Source organism: Bradyrhizobium sp. USDA 4011 (assembly GCF_054063415.1).
Genome location: NZ_JBSSGG010000001.1, coordinates 7,753,121 through 7,771,188, shown reverse-complemented (window position 1 = coordinate 7,771,188; position 18,068 = coordinate 7,753,121). Strand labels below are relative to the sequence as shown.

Below are 18,068 nucleotides of genomic sequence, written 5' to 3'. Positions count from 1 at the left end.
TGTGCGTCGTTGATGGGCACCGATAAAGGTTGGAGTTGTAGGAAGCCCAGCCGCGGGCGCAGACCGTCTTCGATGACGACCGATGTTCCGTTGTCGGTTGATATTCAAAACGCGTGCCAACTCGGCACGAACGAATCTCTTTGCAAAATCAACAGGTTTTCCGTGACCTCGCATGTGCCTGATGATGCGTCGCGCGGCCGGCTGGCCGAATTTTTAGCCACGGCGATGATCTCTTGTGCAGCACAGCATCGCCGGCCGCGATGGCAATCGTGAACCCGCCACTGATACGCCATCGCGCGCTCGTGGCGCGTCGCACAAGAAAGCATCAGCGTGCGCGTTTGCGCGGCGGCACTCGCTCCAAGCCGCGCCAATTCCGATCGCCGAACTTGGTTCGGGATCTCGCGGCAACGTCTTGCGACTGCAAGGCAAAGCGACGCAATCGATTCGATGGCACGCAAATTGCTGACCTGAACTCTTGACGGAGTGCGTCTCAACGACGAGCGCGCACACGCATTCACCCACATTCGATTTATCTGCGCCTGAGATGGCCGCGCGTCTGCGGCTGCTCCGCCGCATCACTGCGAGACGATTGCGATGAAGCTAGCCGAGTTCAAGAAAGCCGGTCACTGGCCGACACTGCTCGCCGCGTTCCTGTACTTCGACATCAGTTTCATGGCGTGGGTCGCGCTCGGACCGCTGATCGTCTATATCGCACGCGACATGAATCTGGCGGTCAACGAGAAGTTCACCCTGGTCGCCATTCCCGTGCTCGCCGGCGCGTTGTTGCGGGTGCCGATGGGCATTCTCGCCGACATCATCGGCGCCAAGCGCACCGGCATCATCGCTCAGCTCGTCGTGATCGCCGCGACCGCGGCAGTCTGGCATTTCGGGCTGCCCAGCAAGCTCGCGATTGAGCTGTTCGGGCTTGCGCTCGGCGTCGGCGGTGCCTCGTTCGCGGTCGCGCTGCCGCAGGCGAGCCGCTGGTATCCGCCGCAATATCAGGGCGTCGTCATGGGGATTGCCGGTGCCGGCAATATGGGCGTCGTGCTCGACACGCTGCTTGCACCAAGCATTGCCGAACATTGGGGCTGGCAGGCCGTGTTCGGCTGCCTCTTGATTCCGATGCTGATGGTGCTTGCCTATTACGCTGTCGCAGCCAAGGACGCGCCGGGCGAGCGCAAGCCGATCTCGCTGAAAGCCTACGGCGCGCTGCTGAAGGATTCCGACAGCCGCTGGTTCATGTTCTTCTACTTCATCACCTTCGGCGGCTTCGTCGGCCTCGCCAACGCGCTGCCACTCTATTTCACCGTGCAGTATCACGTCTCGGGTGTCGCGGCCGGCATGCTGGTCGCGTTGATCGTCGCGTTCGGCTCGGGATTCCGCCCCGTGGGCGGCATGATTGCCGACCGCATCGGCGGCATTCGTTCGCTGTCGATCCTGTTCGGCGTGGTCGTCGCGGCCTATGTCGTGATCGCCTTCATGCCGGAGGGCCCGACGGCGCCGGCTGCGGGCGGCTGGGCGTTGACCGAGTTGCCGCGCATCGCGTGGATCTCGGTGCTGCTGTTCTCGATCGGCGTGCTGGCGCTCGGCATGGGCAACGGCGCGGTGTTCCAGCTGATCCCGCTGCGCTTCCGCCACGAGATCGGCCTGATGACCGGGCTTGTCGGCTGCGCCGGCGGCATCGGCGGCTTCTTCCTCGCCCAGACGCTCGGCTTCGCCAAGGGCATGACCGGCGGTTTCGGCGCCGGCTTCCTGTTCTTCGGCGCGCTGGCGTTGCTTGGCTTCATCGGACTTGCGATGGTCAAGGTCCGCTGGCGCACCACCTGGGGCGCGGTGTCGGGAGCGCGCGTCTGACGGACATAGCGTTTTCGAGCGAAGTGGACGCCGGTTCGCGTGAAGAAAACGCGCCGAAACAAGAATCTAGAGCCCTGTTCCGATTGAATCGGAACGGGGCTTTAGTCCCCCGGGGAGAGGATGGCTCGGACGTGGCGAATGGCGCGCAACCGGATCTGGGCGTCCGCGTCGGTTTCGCCAGCGAAACCGGCAAGCGCGCCGCCAATGAGGACTACGTCGCCGCCTGCCTCGGCCAGCCGGGCTCAGTGCACCGTGACGTCGTGGCCGCGGTCGCCGACGGCGTCGGCGGCCACAAGGGCGGACGCGAGGCCGCGGAGGTCGCGGTCCGCAGCTTCATCGACGCCTATTATTCGCTGCCCGAGACGCTCGGCGTGCGCCGCCGCGCCGCGCGGGCGCTGGAAGCCGCCAACAGCTGGATCCACAGTCAGGGCCGCGTCGATGCCGCGCGCAGCGGCATGGCGTGCGCGTTCTCCTCGATCATCCTGTCGCGTCGGCAATGCCATGTGATCCATATCGGCGACACCCGCGCCTACCGCCTGAGCGACGGACGGCTGGAGCGCCTGACGCAGGACCATATCGCCGGCCGCGGCGACCTCGCCCACATGCTCAATCGTGCCATCGGTTTCGAGGAGTTCGCCCGCTTCGACTACACCTCGGTCGGACTGCGCCAGCATGACCGTCTCGTGATCTGCAGCGACGGGGTCCACGGCGCGCTCTCCGATTCCCGCCTCCAGCAACTGCTGGAGGAGCGCACGCCGCCTGACGAGTCGGCGCGCAGCATCGTCGATGCCGCGCTCACGGCCGGCAGCAGCGACAACACCACCGCGCTGGTGCTGGACGTCGTCGACCTGCCGCCGGCGGATCGCGACGATCTCACCCACGCGATTGCGACGCTGCCGATCCTCGACTTGCCGGAGAGCGGCGACACGATCGACGATTTCGCGCTCCACGACGTGCTGTCCGACGGGCGCTACAGCCGCCTGTTCAAGGCGACCGACAAGCGCGCCGGCCGCGAGGTCGTGCTGAAGTTTCCGCATCCGCGGGTCGCCAGCGAAGGCTCCTACCGCCTCGCCTTCGTGCGCGAGGCCTGGGTGGCCGCGCGCGTCCGCAGCCTCTGGATCGGCGAGATCATCGAGGTGCCGGCGGAGCGGCAGACCAGGCTCTATTCGGCAATGCCGCTCTACGAGGGCGAAACGCTGGAGCAGCGGCTTGGCCGCGCGCCGCGGCTGTCGCTCACCGAGGGCATCGCGATCGCAACCAAGCTGGTGCGCGCGGTCACGGCGTTGCATCGCGCCGGCATCATCCATCGCGACATCAAGCCCGACAATGTGATCCTGCTGAAAGACGGCGGATTGCGCCTCGTCGACCTCGGCGTCGCGCGCGTGCCACTGCTGGAGGATTTTCCGGCCGAGGATATTCCGGGCACCGCGAGCTACATGGCGCCCGAGCTGTTCGGCGGCAAGGCCGGCGATGAGGCCTCCGACCTGTTCGCGCTCGGCGTCACCGTCTACCGCATGTTCACCGCGAACTATCCGTTCGGCGAGATCGAGCCGTTCTCGCGGCCACGGTTCGGCAAGCCGGCACCGCTGTCGCGCTACCGGCCGGACCTGCCGGCCTGGCTCGACGCCGTGATCGGCAAGGCGCTCAGCGTCGAACCCGCGCAGCGGTTTGGCGACGCCATCGAGTTCGCCCACGAACTGGAGAACGGCGCGACCTGGGCTGGGCCCGCCGTCACGGCCCGCAAATCGCTGCACGACCGCGATCCGGTGACTTTCTGGAAGGTGCTCTGCGCCGTCCTGGCCCTGATCATCGTGGTGCTGCTGGCGCGGCACTAGTAGGCTATTGAAGACGTATTCCGAGGCAGCGACGAAGCTGACTTCACCGCGAGGCCATGGAATACTTCTTCAACTGCTTGCTAACGGTGCGAACGCAAACATCACTGAGCCTTCGTCACAAACGGACAACCTCCATCCGCGAGCGGCCGCCAGGCTTCGCCCGGCGAAATCGTCGCAATCACCTTTTCGTAGTCCCAAGGCTCGCGCGATTCGGATGGTGATTTGGCCTGGACCAAATACATCGACCGCATCACCTGCCCATCCTCGCGGATCTGTGCATTCTGCGTCATGAAATCGTTGACCGGAAGCTTGCGCATGGCGGCGGCAACGGCGCCAGCATCGTCGGTTCCGGCCGCCTGCACTGCCTTCAAATAATGTATCACTCCACTGTAGACGCCGGCCTGGATCATGGTCGGCGCCTGCCCGTGCCGACGCGCCATGAAGCGATGACCGAAGGTCCGGGTTGCCTCGTTCTGGGTCCACGAGAACGACGTCGCATAGATGATGCCCTGCGCCGCCTCAAGGCCGAGCGAATGCACGTCCGTGATCAACATCAGAAGAGCGACGATGTTCTGGTCGGCAGATTTTCCGATGCCGAACTCCGAAGCCTGCTTTAGGCTGTTGACCGTATCGCCGCCCGCGTTCGCCAATGCAATGACTTTCGCCTTCGAGTTCTGTGCCTGAAGCAGGAACGACGATAGGTCCGACGCACCGAGCGGATGGCGAACCGAGCCAACGACCTTGCTCCCCGCGGTCGTGATGAAGCTTGATGCATCACGCTCCAGCGCATGGCCGAAGGCGTAGTCCGCGGTCAGGAAGAACCACGTATCCGCGCCCTTCTTGAGCATGGCCTTGGTGACGGCGGAGGCTTCAGCGTAAGTGCTATAGGTGAAATGAAACCCATAAGGCGAGCACTGCTTTCCGGTAAGATCGGAACTACCGGGCCCAGAAATCACAAAGATGCGCTTCTTCTCGCGGGTGATGGCCTGAATGGCCAGCGCCGTCGCCGAATTGCCGCCATCGGCAATCAGATCAACACCGTTCTCGTCGATCCAACGACGCACGATGCCGGAGGCGATATCGGGCTTGTTCTGATGGTCGGCGGACATCAGCTCAATCTTCTTGCCGAGCACAGTCGGGCCAAAATCCTCGATCGCGAGCCGGGCCGCTTCGACCGACCCCTCGCCCCCAAGATCGGAATAAAGTCCCGACATGTCGTTGATGACGCCGATGCGCACCACGTCGCCGGACACCTGCGCGCGCACGGACCCAACCGCAGCCAGATACAAGACCGCCGTGAGCGCGGCCGCAATCGATCGCATAGAGACCTCCCCGCGATGTTTTTTGTTCTCTTGTGGTCAGGCGGTCAGGGACCTGATCGCTTGACCGAATGTGACCGGCGCATCGCTCAGCATCAGATCGATGGCGTCGCGCTCCCACGCGTCGTCGGCCGGGGCCAGTGGATCCTTCGTTGACAGGCGATGCTCGAGCACGAATCGCGACAGCAACAGCCGCCTTGCGTCGACCTCGGGCTGGCACCCCTCCCATGCTAGCGTGATCGCCGATGCCGCGTGGTAGAGCGCGCTTGCCGCAAGCCGGGCTGCATGCTCCGCTTCACGATCGGCCGCCAGCCGCTCGGCAAAGGCAATCGCCCGGTCGAGCGCAACGCGTAGGCGCTGGCGGAACGGCTCCGGCAACGCCTTCGCCTCCTCGAGGCGCGCCTGAAGGACAGCGGCAAGTGCCCGGTGCGCGCCACTCTTGCCAACAGCCCGCGAGATGATGTCGAGCGCGTTGATGTTGCTGGTGCCCTCCCAGAGCACGCCGACATGGGCATCGCGCACCAGCCGCGGCTGCACCCATTCCTCGATATAGCCGTTGCCGCCGCGCACCTCCATCGCACCGGTAGCGACCGGAATGTTGTCGCGGCAGGCGCGGTACTTCAACAGCGGCGTCAGGATGCGCAGCAGGTCCCTCGCCTGCGCCGAACCGGCATTGGCATCGTCGATCGCGCGCGCGGCCACCAGCATCATCGACAGCGCCTGCTCGGTCGGCACGATCAGCTTCATCAGCTGACGGCGCAGCAGCGGGAAATCCATGACGCGCCGGCCAAATGCCGCGCGCGACGAGGCGCTGACGACAGCTTCGTTGACGCAGCGGCGCATCATCGCGGCGGCGCGCACGCCGTGCGACAGGCGCGAGAGGTTGACCTGCTCCATCATCTGCTTGAGGCCCTGCGCCGGATCACCGACGAGATAGGCGACCGCGTTGTCGAGCCGGATCTCGCCTGATGCCATCGACTTGGTGCCGAGCTTGTCCTTGAGACGGACAATCCGGTAGCTGTTGCGCCGGCCGTCCTTGAGGCGGCGCGGCAGTGCGAACAGCGCGAGCCCCCTGGTGCCGTCGGGCGCCCCTTCCGGCCGCGCCAGCATCAGCGCGACGTCGGCATCGGCGTGCGAGCAGAACCATTTGTCGCCGGTCAGACGCCAGATGTCGCCATCCCGGCGCGCAACGGTCTCGATCGCGCCGACATCGGAGCCGCCCGCCCGCTCGGTCATGAACTGGGTGCCCTTCCACAGCGTCGCCATGTCGTCCGACAGCATTTTCGGCAGCAAATAGGCCTTGAGCTCGTCGGAACCGAACTTGCGGATCAGGTGCGTCGAGGTGTCGGTGACGCTGATCGGGCACATCAGCCCGAACTCGGACTGCACGAACAGATACTGAAACACATATTTGGCGACCGCCGGCAGCGGCCGGTCCATGCCAAGCACGCCGGCGCGATGGCTCATGGCGTGAAACTGAAAATCACCGAAGGCGATCGCCTCCATCTCGCGATAGGCCGGATGATAGTCAATCCAGTCCTCGTCGCGGCCAAAGGCGTCCCTCGGATTGAGCACCGGGGCATGCTTGTCAGCGGTCCGCGCCAGCTGATCGAGCCGGCCTCCCGCCAGTGCGCCGAGGCGGTGAAAATGCGGCTCCAGCCGCTCGCGATCCGCGCGCGACAGATACAGGCCGAGCAGGCCGCGCAATCCGCGATCGAGATCGTAGAAGTTGAGACCCACGCAATCATGCGAGATGTGCCGGGCCGGATCGGCCGGCTCCGCGGCATTGTCGGGGCTGCGAAGGTCGCGCGCACTCATCTGCATCGGGGCTCTCCCTTGTCTGGGCTGACGTCGCACGGGCTATGCCGGTGTGCGGGATGTCATGCTCGGCGTTCAAACTTGGCGTGCAACATCGAGAACCGTCACGGCGATGTCCACCGCCTGCCAGCCGTGCGCGAATAATTTCAGATACGTGGAGGAAATGTAGGTCGCGCGCGGGTCGATACTGCACCGCGGACTCTTGACCCCGGTCGGTTTCGCTGCACACTCGCCAGCAGAGCCGCGATCACGTGCATGTTGCGGCGCACCAAGCGAAGCCCAGGGATCCGAACGGCAAGAGATGAAGGGAGTTCGCTCCGATACCGAGCCCTCGCCGCGGCGGGGCCGTAGGCGCATCGTCGCCGACCGGGTGCGCGCGCAGCTCGACGATCCTTCGGCCACGATCATCGAGGCCAACCGGCATGACGAGCTGTTTCGTGCTGCCGACGGCAGCTCCGATCCGTCCGTCGTCAAATCGGCGCACCGCGTGCTGCGCATCTTCGAGTATTTCGCCGAGATCGAACGGCCCGCGGCGATGACCGAGATCGCGCGCCGGCTGAACTATCCGCCGTCGAGCACGTCGGCGCTTTTGAAGAGCCTCGTCGAACTCGGCTATCTCGAGCACGACCGGCAGGCGCGCAGCTATCTGCCGACGGTCCGCGTCGCCCTGCTCGGCGGCTGGCTCAAGAGCCAGACGCTCCCCGCCGGCACGCTCGATGCCATCACGCGCGAGCTGCACGAGGCGACACGGCTGACCACCTTCGTCGTGGCGCGCAATCAGCTCTACAGCCAATACATCCGCGTGCTGCAGGGCACGACGCCGGTGCGCTACTATCTCGAGCCGGGCGCACGGCGATTGTTGACCCACTCAACTCCGGGCCGCGTGTTCCTGAGCCTGATGAATGACGAGGACGCCCGGCGGATCGTGCAGCGGATCAACGCCGAGGAAGCCCCGTCATCAGCCGTCCGATTCGGCGATATCCAGCATGCGCTGGCGACGATCCGCCGGCAGGGCTTCGCCTATACGCGCGACATGGGAACCCCCGGCCTGAGCGCGATCGCAATGCGACTGACCGAGACCGACCAGACGCCGCCGCTTGTCATCACCGTCGCCGGCCCGGGCTCGATCATCTCCGCGGAGGCGAAGGCGATCATCGGCAAGATGCGCGAGCTCGTCGAGCGCCAGTCGCCCGGCCTGCTGCCGCAGATCGACACCGACGCGGCGCCGGTCGAGACCTGAGACCGGGCGGGCTACGCGGCGCAAACGCGTCCAATCGATGTTCCTACGACCCCGCGCGGCGGATCGTGATCCGGGTCTCGTCGGTCATGTCCTTGAGCTCCTTGTTCGGCTCACGAGGCGAACTCGGTCTCGGGCCACAACGGCTCGTTTCCCGCCAATATCCTGTTCGACGGCAACGGGCTCTGGATGATTGGCTGGGAACCCACCTATCGCACCGATCCGCTGGTTAATCTGGCGCTCGTCGGCGACAGCGGCCGCTCGCAGGCAGCTTCGGCGGCGGCGCCGGCAGCCCGCCCTATCTGCCCCAGGCCTGGGACGCCGGCGCGCTGCGCTTTGCGGTGCGCGAGCCGTTTCCAAGCCGCACCTCGCAGGTCACCCTCGTCTGCGGCAGCCTCGAACGCGCCGAGCGCCTCAGCATCCGCTCGCTGATGCCCGACAACGGCGTCATCTTCAGCGACGGCATCGAGGCCGACCGGCTCGACTTCAACTCGGGAACGGAAGCCCGGATCACGGTCGCGGACCGCGAAGGCCGGCTGGTGGTGTGAGGCGGCCGCACGCTCTTGCGGCGCAGCTCACTGCGGCACCGGATGCAGCCGCGCCAGCTGATCGAGCGACAACCCGGCCTCGCGCTCCGTCAAGGGAAAGCGGACAATGATGTCCTGGCGCGCGAGCTGGCCCCACAGCGCGTCCGACGACCATTTCTGCGGCTCGGGTCCGCGCGGACCATCAATCCAGATGAAATACCATTCCGTCATGGACGCGACCAAATCTCCCTGGCCGGAAGATTGGTCCTTCGCCGGCCAATCCGCAACGCCGGATTTTTCGCCGGCCTGCGGTCCAGGGCCTATTCGTATGGCCGGCCGTCCTTGTGCAGGAAGCGGCCGTCGGAGCTCGGGCTCATCATGTCGATGTCGGAACAGGTGATGACGTCGGCACGCGAGCGCGAGCCGACCTCGAGATAGGTCGCCGTCATCTGCGACCGGTTGATCATGTGGTGCCCGTTGCCGGAATTCTTCGGGAACGCCGCGCAATCGCCGGCGCGCAGCACCGTCTCGCCGCCGTCCTCGATCAGCACCACCTCGCCGGCAAGCACATAGACGAACTCATCCTCGTCCGAATGCCAATGGCGCTGGCTCGACCAATTGCCCGGCGGCAGCCGCATCAGATTGACGCCGAAATCGGCGAGCCCGCCGGCGTCGCCGAGCCGCTGACGGATTCGTTCCGCGCACGGTGCGGCGAACTCGGCCGGATAGCCGGTCCCCTTGCGTTCCGGCACTTTTGTCAGATCGATCTTCGGCATGGCAGCGTCCCCGGGGGCGATGACAGCAAACGAATGCGTGGCCCTAAGCGTGGATCTGGAGCTATCGCAACGGGCCGCCGGAATTGTGACGGTTCACTTTGTGCGACGTCAGTCGCGCCCGAGCAGGTCCTTCGCCATCAGGATGTCGTCGTAGTAGCGGCCGTCGATCTTCAGCGCGTGCTGCTCCAGCCCGTACTCCACAAAGCCCATGCTCCGGTAGAGCCGGACGGCCGGCTCATTGCCCTTCACCACGGCAAGATGCACCAGTTCGACCGATTGCACGGCGAACTCGAGGGCGGATTCGACCAGAAGCCGGCCGACACCGCCGCGTCGCGCCGCCTGACGCACATACATGCTCACCAGCGCGCCCTTGTGCTGCCGCTTTGGCCCCTCGGCCGCGACAAAGCCGACGATCCCGGCAAGTTCGCCGTCGCGAAACGCCCCGAGGATCACCGCACCGCGCGTGAGCCGGTCCGCGAACCATTCGACGGGATGCACGCTCTCCGTCTCATACGCACTGCCGAAAGCCTCCGGACTGAAGCGCAGCGCTTCGAGACGGATGTCGCGATAGAGCACAGCGTCCGCAGGCAAGAGGCGGCGAATCTCGATTGATTGCGTCGTCACGTGTCCTGTCTCCGTCGCGGCAGCATCGCCGATCGATCGGCATGTCGATCGCGGTATCTATCGCAAGGCCAACCTATTCCAAAGGGGATTGGAGCGCATAAGGGAATCACCTCCTCGTATCCACGATATCGGCCGTCGCATGGAGGTAGACTCCGGATGACGCTTGCCCGACACTGGCGTATCGAGGAGAAGCTGATGGTTTTTTGGATTGCGAGCGCGGCTGGATTGGCGACGGCTTACCTCCTCGGTTCTATACCCGCGGGCTATCTGGCGGGGAGACTGCTCAAGGGCATCGACATCCGGGAACACGGCTCCAGGTCCACCGGGGCCACAAACGTGTTGCGTACCCTGGGCAAGTGGCCCGCGTTGGCGGTCCTGCTGGTCGATGTGCTGAAGGGCACCGGTGCGATCGCGTTTGCCCGCTGGTTCTATCCCTGGCTCGGGACATTACCGTCGGTCACGCCACCGACGGCGATCGATCTGCAAACCTTGCTGCCTTGGGCGGTCTGCCTGGCCGGACTTGCGGTATTGTTGGGGCACAGCCGTTCGATCTGGCTGAATTTCACGGGTGGCAAATCCGCCGCGACGGGGCTCGGCGTGTTGCTGGCGCTGTCCTGGCCGGTCGGTTTCGGCGCCGCTGCAGCCTTTGGCGTTGTGCTGGCAATTTCCCGGATCGTTTCCCTGAGCTCAATGTCGGCGGCACTCATTGCGATCGCACTGGTCTGCGCCCTGGAGCAGCCATTGCCCTATCGGCTGCTGGTCATCGCAGGTGGCCTTTACGTGATCGCGCGCCACCGCGCGAACATCCAGCGGCTGCTTGCCGGGACCGAGCCGCGCCTGGGATCCGGTGGACGAGAATCGCAAGCCGCGTCACAAGGCTAGTGTGTGCACTCGGAGCGCGACCGATCCGTCACGGCGTTGGATCTACTCCTGAAGTGGCCTCGATGACGTTTGACGAATGCGTCACAAAGCCGAAGCGTTTCTTGACGTTGAACAGGGTTGCTTCGACGCAGTAGCCCGGCGAGGTCGTTGCGCAGCAGTCTTCAACCAGGAGACAACCGTAGCCCAGGAAGTTCGCGTCGGTGAGCGAATGCAGCACGCATTGATCGGTGTTGACGCCGGCAAACAGGATCGTCTTGGTTCCGAGATTGCGCAGAATGCTATCCAGCGGCGTGTCCCAGAAGCCGCTGATCCGGTACTTGTCGACGTGAATGTCCCCGGGTTCCTGCTTCAATTCATCGACAACGGCCGCGGCCCAGCTGTCCATCTGCAGCACACGCGCGCCACTGCCCGGCAACGGCTCGCCAAGGCCGATGCCGTACCGCGCAGCAGCTTGCCGAGGCCAGCGTCGCCATTTTCACCAATGCCCCGGGTGCGCACGCATTTCCGCCCGTCTTGCTGCTCCGCGATGCCGGTGTCACCGTGTTCTCCGGCAACGACAACATCCGCGATTCCTGGTGGCCCTACGGCGACGGCGATCTGCTCGAACGCGCAATGATGGTCGGCTATCGCTCCGGCTTCAACACTGACGATCAATTGGCCGCGGCCTTTGACATGGTGACGACCAACGCAGCGCGCGCGCTTGGCCTCAAGGACTACGGCCTCACCGTCGGCGGGACGGCGGATTTCGTCGTGCTCGATGCCCGGCATGTCCAGGAGGCCGTGGTCGCTCGTCCCAAGCCGCGCGATGTCTACAAGGCTGGCCGGCTCGTCGCGCACAACGGCGCGATGGTGGCGGCCGGCGCCCGGAAGCAGTGAACATGGAGGAATCGCCCTTGACGAACAGTCGTAATGCCGATCTCAATCCCAACTGCTTGCGCCGGGAACCGGTCCGATGCCCGATGTGGCCTGATGCGGACGTGCCCTGCGTGAGTACCCGAGCCCAGGCAAGGTTGACGCCGTGACAGAGACGACAGCACCGACAAGCCCCACCCGCACCACCACACGCGGAAAGCGGCCTCGCGCTCACCAAGGAAGCGATCCTGCGCGCCGCGACCTTCGAGTTCTGTCACAATGGCCTCGGCGGCGCACGTGTCGAGGCCATTGCGCAGCGCGCCAAGGCCAACATGCGCCTGCTCTACGCCTATTTCGGCGACAAGAACGGGCTCTACATAGCCGTCCTCGAGGACGTCTACACCGAAATTCGCGCCGCCGAACAGCGGCTGAAACTGGATGATCTCGAGCCGATCTCCGCAATGAGCGGGTTGATCGATTTCACGTTCACGTTCTTCGGGCAGCACCAGAACTAGATCGCCCTGATCAACACCGAGAACCTTCAGCGCGGACGCAATATGCGCAAGTCGCGCAAGATTGCCGAGCTCACTTTGCCCCTGGTTGCAAGCATCAAAAGCATTCTGCGGCGAGGCGTGGAGGCGGGCCTGTTTCGCGATGACGTCGATCCCATCCAGCTCTATGTCTCAATCACCGCGATGAGCTATTTCCACGTTTCCAACCGGTACACATTGTCGGCGATGTTCGACAAGGATCTCGGCGCGCCGGACTGGCTGGAGCTGCGCCGCAAGCATGCGCAGTCTTGACCTGGCTGACGGCCCCTGTCGGGGATCGCAAGGACAAGTCGGCAGGATCGAAGGCGACGGCCCGCCTCGGCAAGCCGTCCCGCTAGCGGGGCAAGCCGCACGACGCAATATCGTGCGGATCGAGAGCAGCGATACCCCTCAGCGGGTCGCAACGACGCCGTCGCTGCGCGGATCGCTGGCCCCTTCCATCAGGCCATCCGGATGCCAGACGATTGCGCCGGCATGTCCCATGACCTCCTCGAACGGGCCGGTCACCTGAATATCGTGGCCGAGCGCGCGTAGCCGATCGATGATCGCGGGATCGAAGCGGGATTCGAGCTTCAAATTGTTGTTTTCCTCGCCCCAGGTGCGACCGAGCAGCCAGCGCGGCGCCGTAATCGCCGACTGCAGCTCCTGGCCGTGCATAGCGTAGCGGGAGAAGATGGCGGCCTGAGTCTGCGGCTGCCCTTCTCCGCCCATCGTGCCGAACGAGATCAGCCGCCCGTCGCCGAGTTCGGCCATCGCCGGCTGGATCGTGTGGAACGGCAGGCGTCCTGGATCCAACCGATTGGTATCGGTCTCGCCAAGGCTGAAGCTCGTTCCGCGATTTTGCCAGGTGACTCCGCTCTCGGGCAGGATGACGCCGGAGCCAAATTCCCAGTAGACGCTTTGAATGAAGCTGACGCTGAGCCCGCTGCGATCGGTCGCAGCGAGCCACACGGTGTCGCCCTGCTTGGACGGATCGGGCCACGGCGCGGCGCGGCGGTCGGAGACGGTTTCGTGAAGCGCGGCGAGCGATTGCTCGGACAGGAATTCGGCGGCCGGGCGCTTCATGTAGTCGGGATCGGTCACGTGGCCGTTGCGAATACGGAACGCAGCTTTCGTGCATTCGACCAGCCTGTGCAGATGATCGACGCCATCGGCTTCGCCAGCGATGCGCCGGGCATAAAGCGCCAGGATCAGGAGCGAGGCCAGCCCCTGCGTCGGCGGAGGCATGTTGAAGACCTTGTGTCCGGACACCTCGACCGAGAGCGGGGTCACCAGCGATGCCTGATGTCGCTCCAGATCAGCGAGCCGCAGCGGGCTCCCTACCCGCTCGAGGTCGGCCGCCATCGAACGCGCCAGTTCGCCGCGATAGAAATCAGCCAGCCCGGCCTTGGCCAGACGCCGCAGCGTCGCGGCGACACGCGGCTGCCGCAGCCGCGCACCGAGCGCGAGTGGGGTGCCTTGCGGCAGATAAACCTCGGCATAGCCGGGCACGTTTTCGAGCTCATGCCGCTTCTTGCGGATGTTCTCGTGCAGCGTGCTGGTGACGGCCACGCCCTCCTCGGCATGCCGGATTGCGGGCTCGAGCAGCCGCGCCATCGGCAGCCGACCGTCATGACGATCGCGGCTGAGCTCATAGGCCTTCTGCCAACCGTCGACCGTGCCGGCGACGGTGAGCGCGGCGAGCGGGCCGCGGCCGGGAATGCTGCAGCCACGCTCGCGATACCAGCTGCCATCCGCTGCCATCGCAGCCCGTCCGCAAGCCTGAATCCCGACCGGCATCGAACCGGCGCGGCCGACCAGCCAGAAGCTGTCGCCACCAAGGCCGTTCATGTGCGGATAGACCACGGCAATCGTCGCGGCCGCGGCGATCATCGCCTCGATCGCATTGCCACCTTCCGACAGGACCGCGAGTCCCGCCTGCGCCGCGAGGTGGTGCGGCGCGGTCACCATGCCACCATAGCTTCGTTTTGTCTGCAACATCAGCCGTCTCTCCCAAGCACGGTATGTAATAATATTTTTACTTACCGTGCCAAGGCGCCGGAGATCGGTCTTTGAGATACGGGTGCCGGGCCGTCGGTCTCGTCATCAGGACCGGCCATTGCAGTTCGGCACCGTGATCCTTGCATGAAGCTCAGGCGGCCGCCACCTCGTGGCTCGCCATGACTTCCAGCGCCCGCAGAATCGCGGAATGGTCCCAGGCCTTGCCGCCGAGCGCGGTGCAGGCGTTGAACAGCTGTTGGGCCGCCGCGGTGCCCGGCAGCGACAGCCCGAGCGCCCGCGCACCTTCCAGCGCAAGGTTGAGATCCTTCTGATGCAGCTCGATGCGAAAGCCCGGATCGAAATTGCGCTTCAGCATGCGCTCGCCGTGCACCTCGAGGATCCGGGACGAGGCAAAGCCGCCCATCAGCGCCTTGCGCACCAGCGCAGGATCGGCGCCCGCCTTGGACGCGAACAGCAGGGCCTCGCTCACCGCCTCGATGGTCAGCGCCACGATGATCTGGTTCGCAACCTTGGTGGTCTGGCCGTCGCCATTGCCGCCGACATGCGTGACATTCTTCCCCATCGCGTCGAACAGGGGCTTCATCGCGTTGAACGCCCGCTCCCGCCCACCGACCATGATGGTCAGGCTCGCCGCCTTTGCACCCACCTCGCCGCCGGAAACCGGCGCGTCGAGATAGTCGGCTCCGAGCGCATCGATCTTGCGTGCGAACTCCTTCGTCGCCAGCGGGGAAATCGAACTCATATCGACCACGATCATGCCTTTGGAGACACCCCCCGCAACGCCGCCCTGACCGAACAGCACCGCTTCCACATGCGGCGTGTCCGGCACCATGATGATCACGGCGTCTGCTTCCTGCGCCACCTGCCTGGCGGACTCGCAAGCGATGCCGCCGGCCGTAACCAGCTCTGGCGAAATGGGTGCGACGTCGTGCAGGAACAGGCGATAGCCGGCAGCCAGGAGGTGGCTCGCCATCGGGCGTCCCATGGTGCCGAGCCCGATGAATCCTATGTCCTTCATTTGTCGTCGCTCCTGTCAGCCGGATTGGAAACTATTCCAGCGAAGCGGATACCGCCTCGCGTGAAGAAAACGCATCGAAACAAGAATTCCGAGCTCGGTTCCGATTCGATCGGAACGCAACAGCTCTAGGTCACGAAGGTCTGCGCGGCGTGCCAGGCAAGGCTCTCGAGCGTGGTCGTCCGCGGCTTGTATTCGCATCCGATCCAGCCGCGATATCCGATGCTGTCGAGATGCTTGAACAAATAGGGATAGTTGATCTCGCCGGTCCCCGGCTCGTAACGACCAGGATTGTCGGCGAGCTGGACATGCGCGATCCGGCCGAGATGCTTTTGCAGGGTCCGCGCCAGATCACCTTCCATGATCTGCATGTGATAGATGTCGTACTGGATGAACAGGTTGGATGAGCCCACGTTGGAAATGAGCTGCACCGCCTGTTCCGTTCCGTTCAGGAAGAAGCCGGGAATATCCAGCGTGTTGATCGGTTCGATCAGGAGCTTGATGCCGTGCTGGCCGAGCGCGCCGGCGGCGAAGCGCAGATTGGACACCAGGACCTCGCGCAGCTCTGCCGCATCAGCACCGGCGGGAGCGATGCCGACCAGGCAGTTCAGCTGCCGGCAATCCAGCGCCTTCGCGTAGTCGATCGCGCGCACCACGCCGTCGCGAAATTCATCGACCCGGTTGCGCAGGATCGCAATGCCCCGCTCGCCGGCGGCCCAATTGCCGGCCGGAAGATTATGCAGCACCTGGGTCAGCCCACAGCGCGCCAGTTCCTCCCGCAACGCGCTCTTTTCGAAGTCGTATGGAAAGAGATATTCGACTGCATTGAAGCCGGCGGCCTTGGCGGCTGCGAACCGATCGAGGAACGGCAGCTCGTTGAAGAGCATGGTGAGATTGGCGGCGAATTGAGGCACGGGTGGTATCTCCGCTTGGGGCAGCGCTGAATGATGTCATTAGGCCGGCAACAGCGTGCCGGATCGTTGTGCGCTCGGCACGTCATCGAGCGGAAGATCGAGCACCTCCTCGAATTCGACGATGTTGTCGATCTCCGTTCCCATCGCGATGTTGGTGACCCGCTCGAGAATGAACTCCACCACCACGGGCACCCGGTGCTTCGCCATCAGCTCGCGCGCGGTCGCGAACGCGGCCTGTGCCTCGTTCGGATCCGTCACCCGGATCGCCTTGCAGCCCAGCCCTTCCGCCACGGTCACGTGGTCGACACCGTAGGCGCCGATCTCGGGTGCGTTGATGTTCTCGAACGAGAGCTGGACGTGATAGTCCATGTCGAAGCCGCGCTGCGCCTGCCGGATCAGCCCGAGATATGAATTGTTCACGACGACGTGGATGTAGGGCAGATTGAACTGCGCCCCGACCGCGAGCTCCTCGATCAGGAACTGGAAGTCGTAATCACCCGACAGCGCGACGATGTCGCGGTCCGGATCGGCGGCGCGCACGCCGAGCGCGGCGGGCAGTGTCCAGCCGAGCGGACCGGCCTGCCCGGCGTTGATCCAGTTGCGCGGCTGATAGACGTTGAGGAACTGGGCACCCGCGATCTGCGACAATCCGATCACCGTCACGTAGCAGGTATCGCGGCCGAACGCCTTGTTCATCTCCTCGTAGACGCGCTGCGGCTTGATCGGGATGTTGTCGAAGTGGCTCTTGCGCAGCATCGAGCGCTTGCGGTCGCGACAGGCAGCGGGCCAGGCCTGCCGATCGCGCAGCTTGCCGGACTTCCGCCACTCCCGGGCGATGGTCACGAACATTTCCAGCGCGGCCCTGGCGTCCGACACGATGCCGAGGTCCGGATTGAAGACCCGTCCGATCTGCGTCGGCTCGATGTCGACATGGACGAATTTGCGACCCTTAGTGTAGGTCTCGATCGAGCCGGTATGCCGGTTGGCCCAGCGGTTTCCGATGCCGAGCACGAAATCGGATTCGAGCATCGTGGCGTTGGCGTAGCGATGGCTGGTCTGCAAGCCGACCATGCCGGCCATCAGCGCATGATCGTCCGGAATGGCGCCCCACGCCATCAGCGTCGGGACCACGGGAACGTTGACCGCTTCCGCGAAGGCGACCAGCAGCTCGGACGCATCGGCGTTGATCACGCCGCCGCCGGCCACGATCAGCGGCCGCTCCGCGGCGTTGAGCATTTCGAGCGCCTTCTCGATCTGCTTGCGCGTCGCCGCAGGCTTGTAGACCGGCAGCGGCGAATAGGTCTCGTCGTCGAACTCGATCTCGGCCAGCTGCACATCGAGGGGAAGATCGATCAGCACCGGTCCCGGCCGTCCCGACCGCATGACATGGAAGGCCTGGCTGAGCACGCGCGGCACCAGCGCCGGCTCGCGCACCGTGACGGCCCATTTCGTCACCGGCTTTGCGATCGCCTCGATGTCGACGGCCTGGAAATCTTCCTTGTAGAGCCGCGCCCGCGGCGCCTGACCGGTGATGCAGAGGATCGGGATCGAATCCGCGATCGCCGAATAGAGGCCGGTGATCATATCGGTTCCGGCGGGGCCCGATGTGCCGATGCAAACGCCGATATTGCCCGCCTTCGCCCGGGTGTAGCCTTCCGCCATATGCGAGGCGCCTTCGACGTGGCGCGCCAGAATGTGCCGGATCGAGCCATTGCGCTTCAGCGCGGAGTAAAGCGGGTTGATCGCGGCGCCGGGAACGCCGAACGCGCAGGGGATCCCCTCGTGTTCGAGAATGCGCACTGCTGCATCCACTGCTCGCATTTTCATCTGATGATCCCGCTTCGCTATGAGTTGGCCTGAGCA

The 18,068-nt window shown here is 64.8% G+C and carries 17 protein-coding genes and 3 pseudogenes; 10 read left to right on the top strand and 10 right to left on the bottom strand.

The window, feature by feature from the left end; translation table 11 throughout:
- Positions 1-72: 72 nt before the first annotated feature.
- The 3 genes from ACVW1C_RS36815 to ACVW1C_RS36805 all read left to right on the top strand — a co-directional run bounded on the left by ACVW1C_RS36815 (position 73) and on the right by ACVW1C_RS36805 (position 3,689).
- Positions 73-273: a hypothetical protein gene (locus tag ACVW1C_RS36815; protein WP_456762440.1), complete on the top strand. Its 201-nt coding sequence runs from the start codon at positions 73-75 to the stop codon at positions 271-273.
- Positions 274-594: 321 nt separating this feature from the next.
- Complete coding sequence (locus ACVW1C_RS36810) at positions 595-1,854, top strand: MFS transporter (RefSeq protein ID WP_456762439.1); 1,260 nt, start codon at positions 595-597, stop codon at positions 1,852-1,854.
- A gap of 131 nt (positions 1,855-1,985) precedes the next feature.
- Complete coding sequence (locus ACVW1C_RS36805; RefSeq protein WP_456762438.1) at positions 1,986-3,689, top strand: protein kinase domain-containing protein; 1,704 nt, start codon at positions 1,986-1,988, stop codon at positions 3,687-3,689.
- A gap of 101 nt (positions 3,690-3,790) precedes the next feature.
- On the opposite strand, the gene ACVW1C_RS36800 is transcribed toward ACVW1C_RS36805, so the two are convergent.
- Both ACVW1C_RS36800 and ACVW1C_RS36795 read right to left on the bottom strand, forming a co-directional pair.
- On the bottom strand, positions 3,791-5,011 hold the full coding sequence (locus tag ACVW1C_RS36800; protein ID WP_456762437.1) for an ABC transporter substrate-binding protein: 1,221 nt from the start codon (positions 5,009-5,011) through the stop codon (positions 3,791-3,793).
- A gap of 36 nt (positions 5,012-5,047) precedes the next feature.
- Positions 5,048-6,832 (bottom strand): acyl-CoA dehydrogenase family protein, encoded by a 1,785-nt coding sequence (locus ACVW1C_RS36795; protein ID WP_456762436.1) that lies wholly within the window; start codon positions 6,830-6,832, stop codon positions 5,048-5,050.
- A gap of 295 nt (positions 6,833-7,127) precedes the next feature.
- Here ACVW1C_RS36795 and ACVW1C_RS36790 point away from each other — a divergent pair, with 295 nt between their 5' ends.
- Entirely contained in the window at positions 7,128-8,066 is a 939-nt protein-coding gene (locus ACVW1C_RS36790; RefSeq protein WP_456762435.1) for an IclR family transcriptional regulator, read from the top strand.
- Positions 8,067-8,323: 257 nt separating this feature from the next.
- A pseudogene (locus ACVW1C_RS36785) lies at positions 8,324-8,611 on the top strand (sugar kinase); the annotation flags it as partial.
- A 27-nt stretch (positions 8,612-8,638) separates the two neighbouring features.
- Here ACVW1C_RS36785 and ACVW1C_RS36780 read toward each other — a convergent pair.
- The 3 genes from ACVW1C_RS36780 to ACVW1C_RS36770 all read right to left on the bottom strand — a co-directional run bounded on the left by ACVW1C_RS36780 (position 8,639) and on the right by ACVW1C_RS36770 (position 9,990).
- On the bottom strand, positions 8,639-8,821 hold the full coding sequence (locus ACVW1C_RS36780) for a hypothetical protein (protein ID WP_231168917.1): 183 nt from the start codon (positions 8,819-8,821) through the stop codon (positions 8,639-8,641).
- Between the two features lie 89 nt (positions 8,822-8,910).
- Positions 8,911-9,366 (bottom strand): cupin domain-containing protein, encoded by a 456-nt coding sequence (locus ACVW1C_RS36775; RefSeq protein WP_173637199.1) that lies wholly within the window; start codon positions 9,364-9,366, stop codon positions 8,911-8,913.
- Between the two features lie 108 nt (positions 9,367-9,474).
- Positions 9,475-9,990, bottom strand: coding sequence for an N-acetyltransferase family protein (locus ACVW1C_RS36770; protein WP_456762434.1), 516 nt, complete (start codon positions 9,988-9,990; stop codon positions 9,475-9,477).
- Between the two features lie 195 nt (positions 9,991-10,185).
- Between ACVW1C_RS36770 and plsY the strand changes: the two genes are divergently transcribed.
- A complete protein-coding gene (gene plsY, locus ACVW1C_RS36765) occupies positions 10,186-10,872 on the top strand; it encodes a glycerol-3-phosphate 1-O-acyltransferase PlsY (protein ID WP_456763268.1) in 687 nt (228 codons plus the stop codon).
- A gap of 28 nt (positions 10,873-10,900) precedes the next feature.
- Here the strand turns inward: plsY and ACVW1C_RS36760 are convergent, their stop codons facing one another.
- The gene (locus ACVW1C_RS36760; RefSeq protein ID WP_456763267.1) at positions 10,901-11,257 is read right to left on the bottom strand and encodes a cysteine hydrolase family protein; all 357 of its coding nucleotides are present in this window, start codon (positions 11,255-11,257) and stop codon (positions 10,901-10,903) included.
- A 2-nt stretch (positions 11,258-11,259) separates the two neighbouring features.
- Between ACVW1C_RS36760 and ACVW1C_RS36755 the strand changes: the two are divergent.
- The 4 genes and pseudogenes from ACVW1C_RS36755 to ACVW1C_RS36740 all read left to right on the top strand — a co-directional run.
- Positions 11,260-11,748 (top strand): annotated as a pseudogene (locus ACVW1C_RS36755) (amidohydrolase family protein); the annotation flags it as partial.
- A gap of 221 nt (positions 11,749-11,969) precedes the next feature.
- Positions 11,970-12,050, top strand: a pseudogene (locus ACVW1C_RS36750) (TetR/AcrR family transcriptional regulator); the annotation flags it as partial.
- Positions 12,051-12,056: 6 nt separating this feature from the next.
- Entirely contained in the window at positions 12,057-12,239 is a 183-nt protein-coding gene (locus tag ACVW1C_RS36745) for a hypothetical protein (RefSeq protein ID WP_456762433.1), read from the top strand.
- Between the two features lie 42 nt (positions 12,240-12,281).
- Positions 12,282-12,527, top strand: a complete 246-nt coding sequence (locus ACVW1C_RS36740) for a hypothetical protein (protein ID WP_456762432.1) — start codon at positions 12,282-12,284, stop codon at positions 12,525-12,527.
- Positions 12,528-12,665: 138 nt separating this feature from the next.
- Here the strand turns inward: ACVW1C_RS36740 and ACVW1C_RS36735 are convergent, their stop codons facing one another.
- The 4 genes from ACVW1C_RS36735 to gcl form a co-directional block, all read right to left on the bottom strand.
- Complete coding sequence (locus ACVW1C_RS36735) at positions 12,666-14,255, bottom strand: gamma-glutamyltransferase family protein (protein ID WP_456762431.1); 1,590 nt, start codon at positions 14,253-14,255, stop codon at positions 12,666-12,668.
- Between the two features lie 151 nt (positions 14,256-14,406).
- Complete coding sequence (locus tag ACVW1C_RS36730; RefSeq protein WP_456762430.1) at positions 14,407-15,294, bottom strand: 2-hydroxy-3-oxopropionate reductase; 888 nt, start codon at positions 15,292-15,294, stop codon at positions 14,407-14,409.
- A gap of 125 nt (positions 15,295-15,419) precedes the next feature.
- A complete protein-coding gene (gene hyi / locus ACVW1C_RS36725) occupies positions 15,420-16,205 on the bottom strand; it encodes a hydroxypyruvate isomerase (protein WP_456762429.1) in 786 nt (261 codons plus the stop codon).
- A 39-nt stretch (positions 16,206-16,244) separates the two neighbouring features.
- Positions 16,245-18,032 carry a glyoxylate carboligase gene (gene gcl, locus ACVW1C_RS36720; protein ID WP_456762428.1) on the bottom strand — a complete coding sequence of 596 codons (1,788 nt, stop codon included), beginning with the start codon at positions 18,030-18,032 and terminating at the stop codon, positions 16,245-16,247.
- Positions 18,033-18,068 lie beyond the last annotated feature (36 nt).

What these genes read in the sequence shown, in the direction of transcription:
- ACVW1C_RS36740 (WP_456762432.1), top strand. Translation starts at nt 12,282, where the DNA reads ATGCGCAAGTCGCGCAAGATTGCCGAGCTCACTTTGCCCCTGGTTGCA.
- gcl (WP_456762428.1), bottom strand. Translation starts at nt 18,032, where the DNA reads ATGAAAATGCGAGCAGTGGATGCAGCAGTGCGCATTCTCGAACACGAG.
- ACVW1C_RS36810 (WP_456762439.1), top strand. Translation starts at nt 595, where the DNA reads ATGAAGCTAGCCGAGTTCAAGAAAGCCGGTCACTGGCCGACACTGCTC.
- ACVW1C_RS36760 (WP_456763267.1), bottom strand. Translation starts at nt 11,257, where the DNA reads ATGGACAGCTGGGCCGCGGCCGTTGTCGATGAATTGAAGCAGGAACCC.
- ACVW1C_RS36780 (WP_231168917.1), bottom strand. Translation starts at nt 8,821, where the DNA reads ATGACGGAATGGTATTTCATCTGGATTGATGGTCCGCGCGGACCCGAG.
- ACVW1C_RS36790 (WP_456762435.1), top strand. Translation starts at nt 7,128, where the DNA reads ATGAAGGGAGTTCGCTCCGATACCGAGCCCTCGCCGCGGCGGGGCCGT.
- plsY (WP_456763268.1), top strand. Translation starts at nt 10,186, where the DNA reads ATGGTTTTTTGGATTGCGAGCGCGGCTGGATTGGCGACGGCTTACCTC.
- ACVW1C_RS36735 (WP_456762431.1), bottom strand. Translation starts at nt 14,255, where the DNA reads ATGTTGCAGACAAAACGAAGCTATGGTGGCATGGTGACCGCGCCGCAC.
- ACVW1C_RS36815 (WP_456762440.1), top strand. Translation starts at nt 73, where the DNA reads ATGACGACCGATGTTCCGTTGTCGGTTGATATTCAAAACGCGTGCCAA.
- ACVW1C_RS36795 (WP_456762436.1), bottom strand. Translation starts at nt 6,832, where the DNA reads ATGCAGATGAGTGCGCGCGACCTTCGCAGCCCCGACAATGCCGCGGAG.
- ACVW1C_RS36745 (WP_456762433.1), top strand. Translation starts at nt 12,057, where the DNA reads ATGCGCCTGCTCTACGCCTATTTCGGCGACAAGAACGGGCTCTACATA.
- ACVW1C_RS36775 (WP_173637199.1), bottom strand. Translation starts at nt 9,366, where the DNA reads ATGCCGAAGATCGATCTGACAAAAGTGCCGGAACGCAAGGGGACCGGC.
- ACVW1C_RS36800 (WP_456762437.1), bottom strand. Translation starts at nt 5,011, where the DNA reads ATGCGATCGATTGCGGCCGCGCTCACGGCGGTCTTGTATCTGGCTGCG.
- ACVW1C_RS36730 (WP_456762430.1), bottom strand. Translation starts at nt 15,294, where the DNA reads ATGAAGGACATAGGATTCATCGGGCTCGGCACCATGGGACGCCCGATG.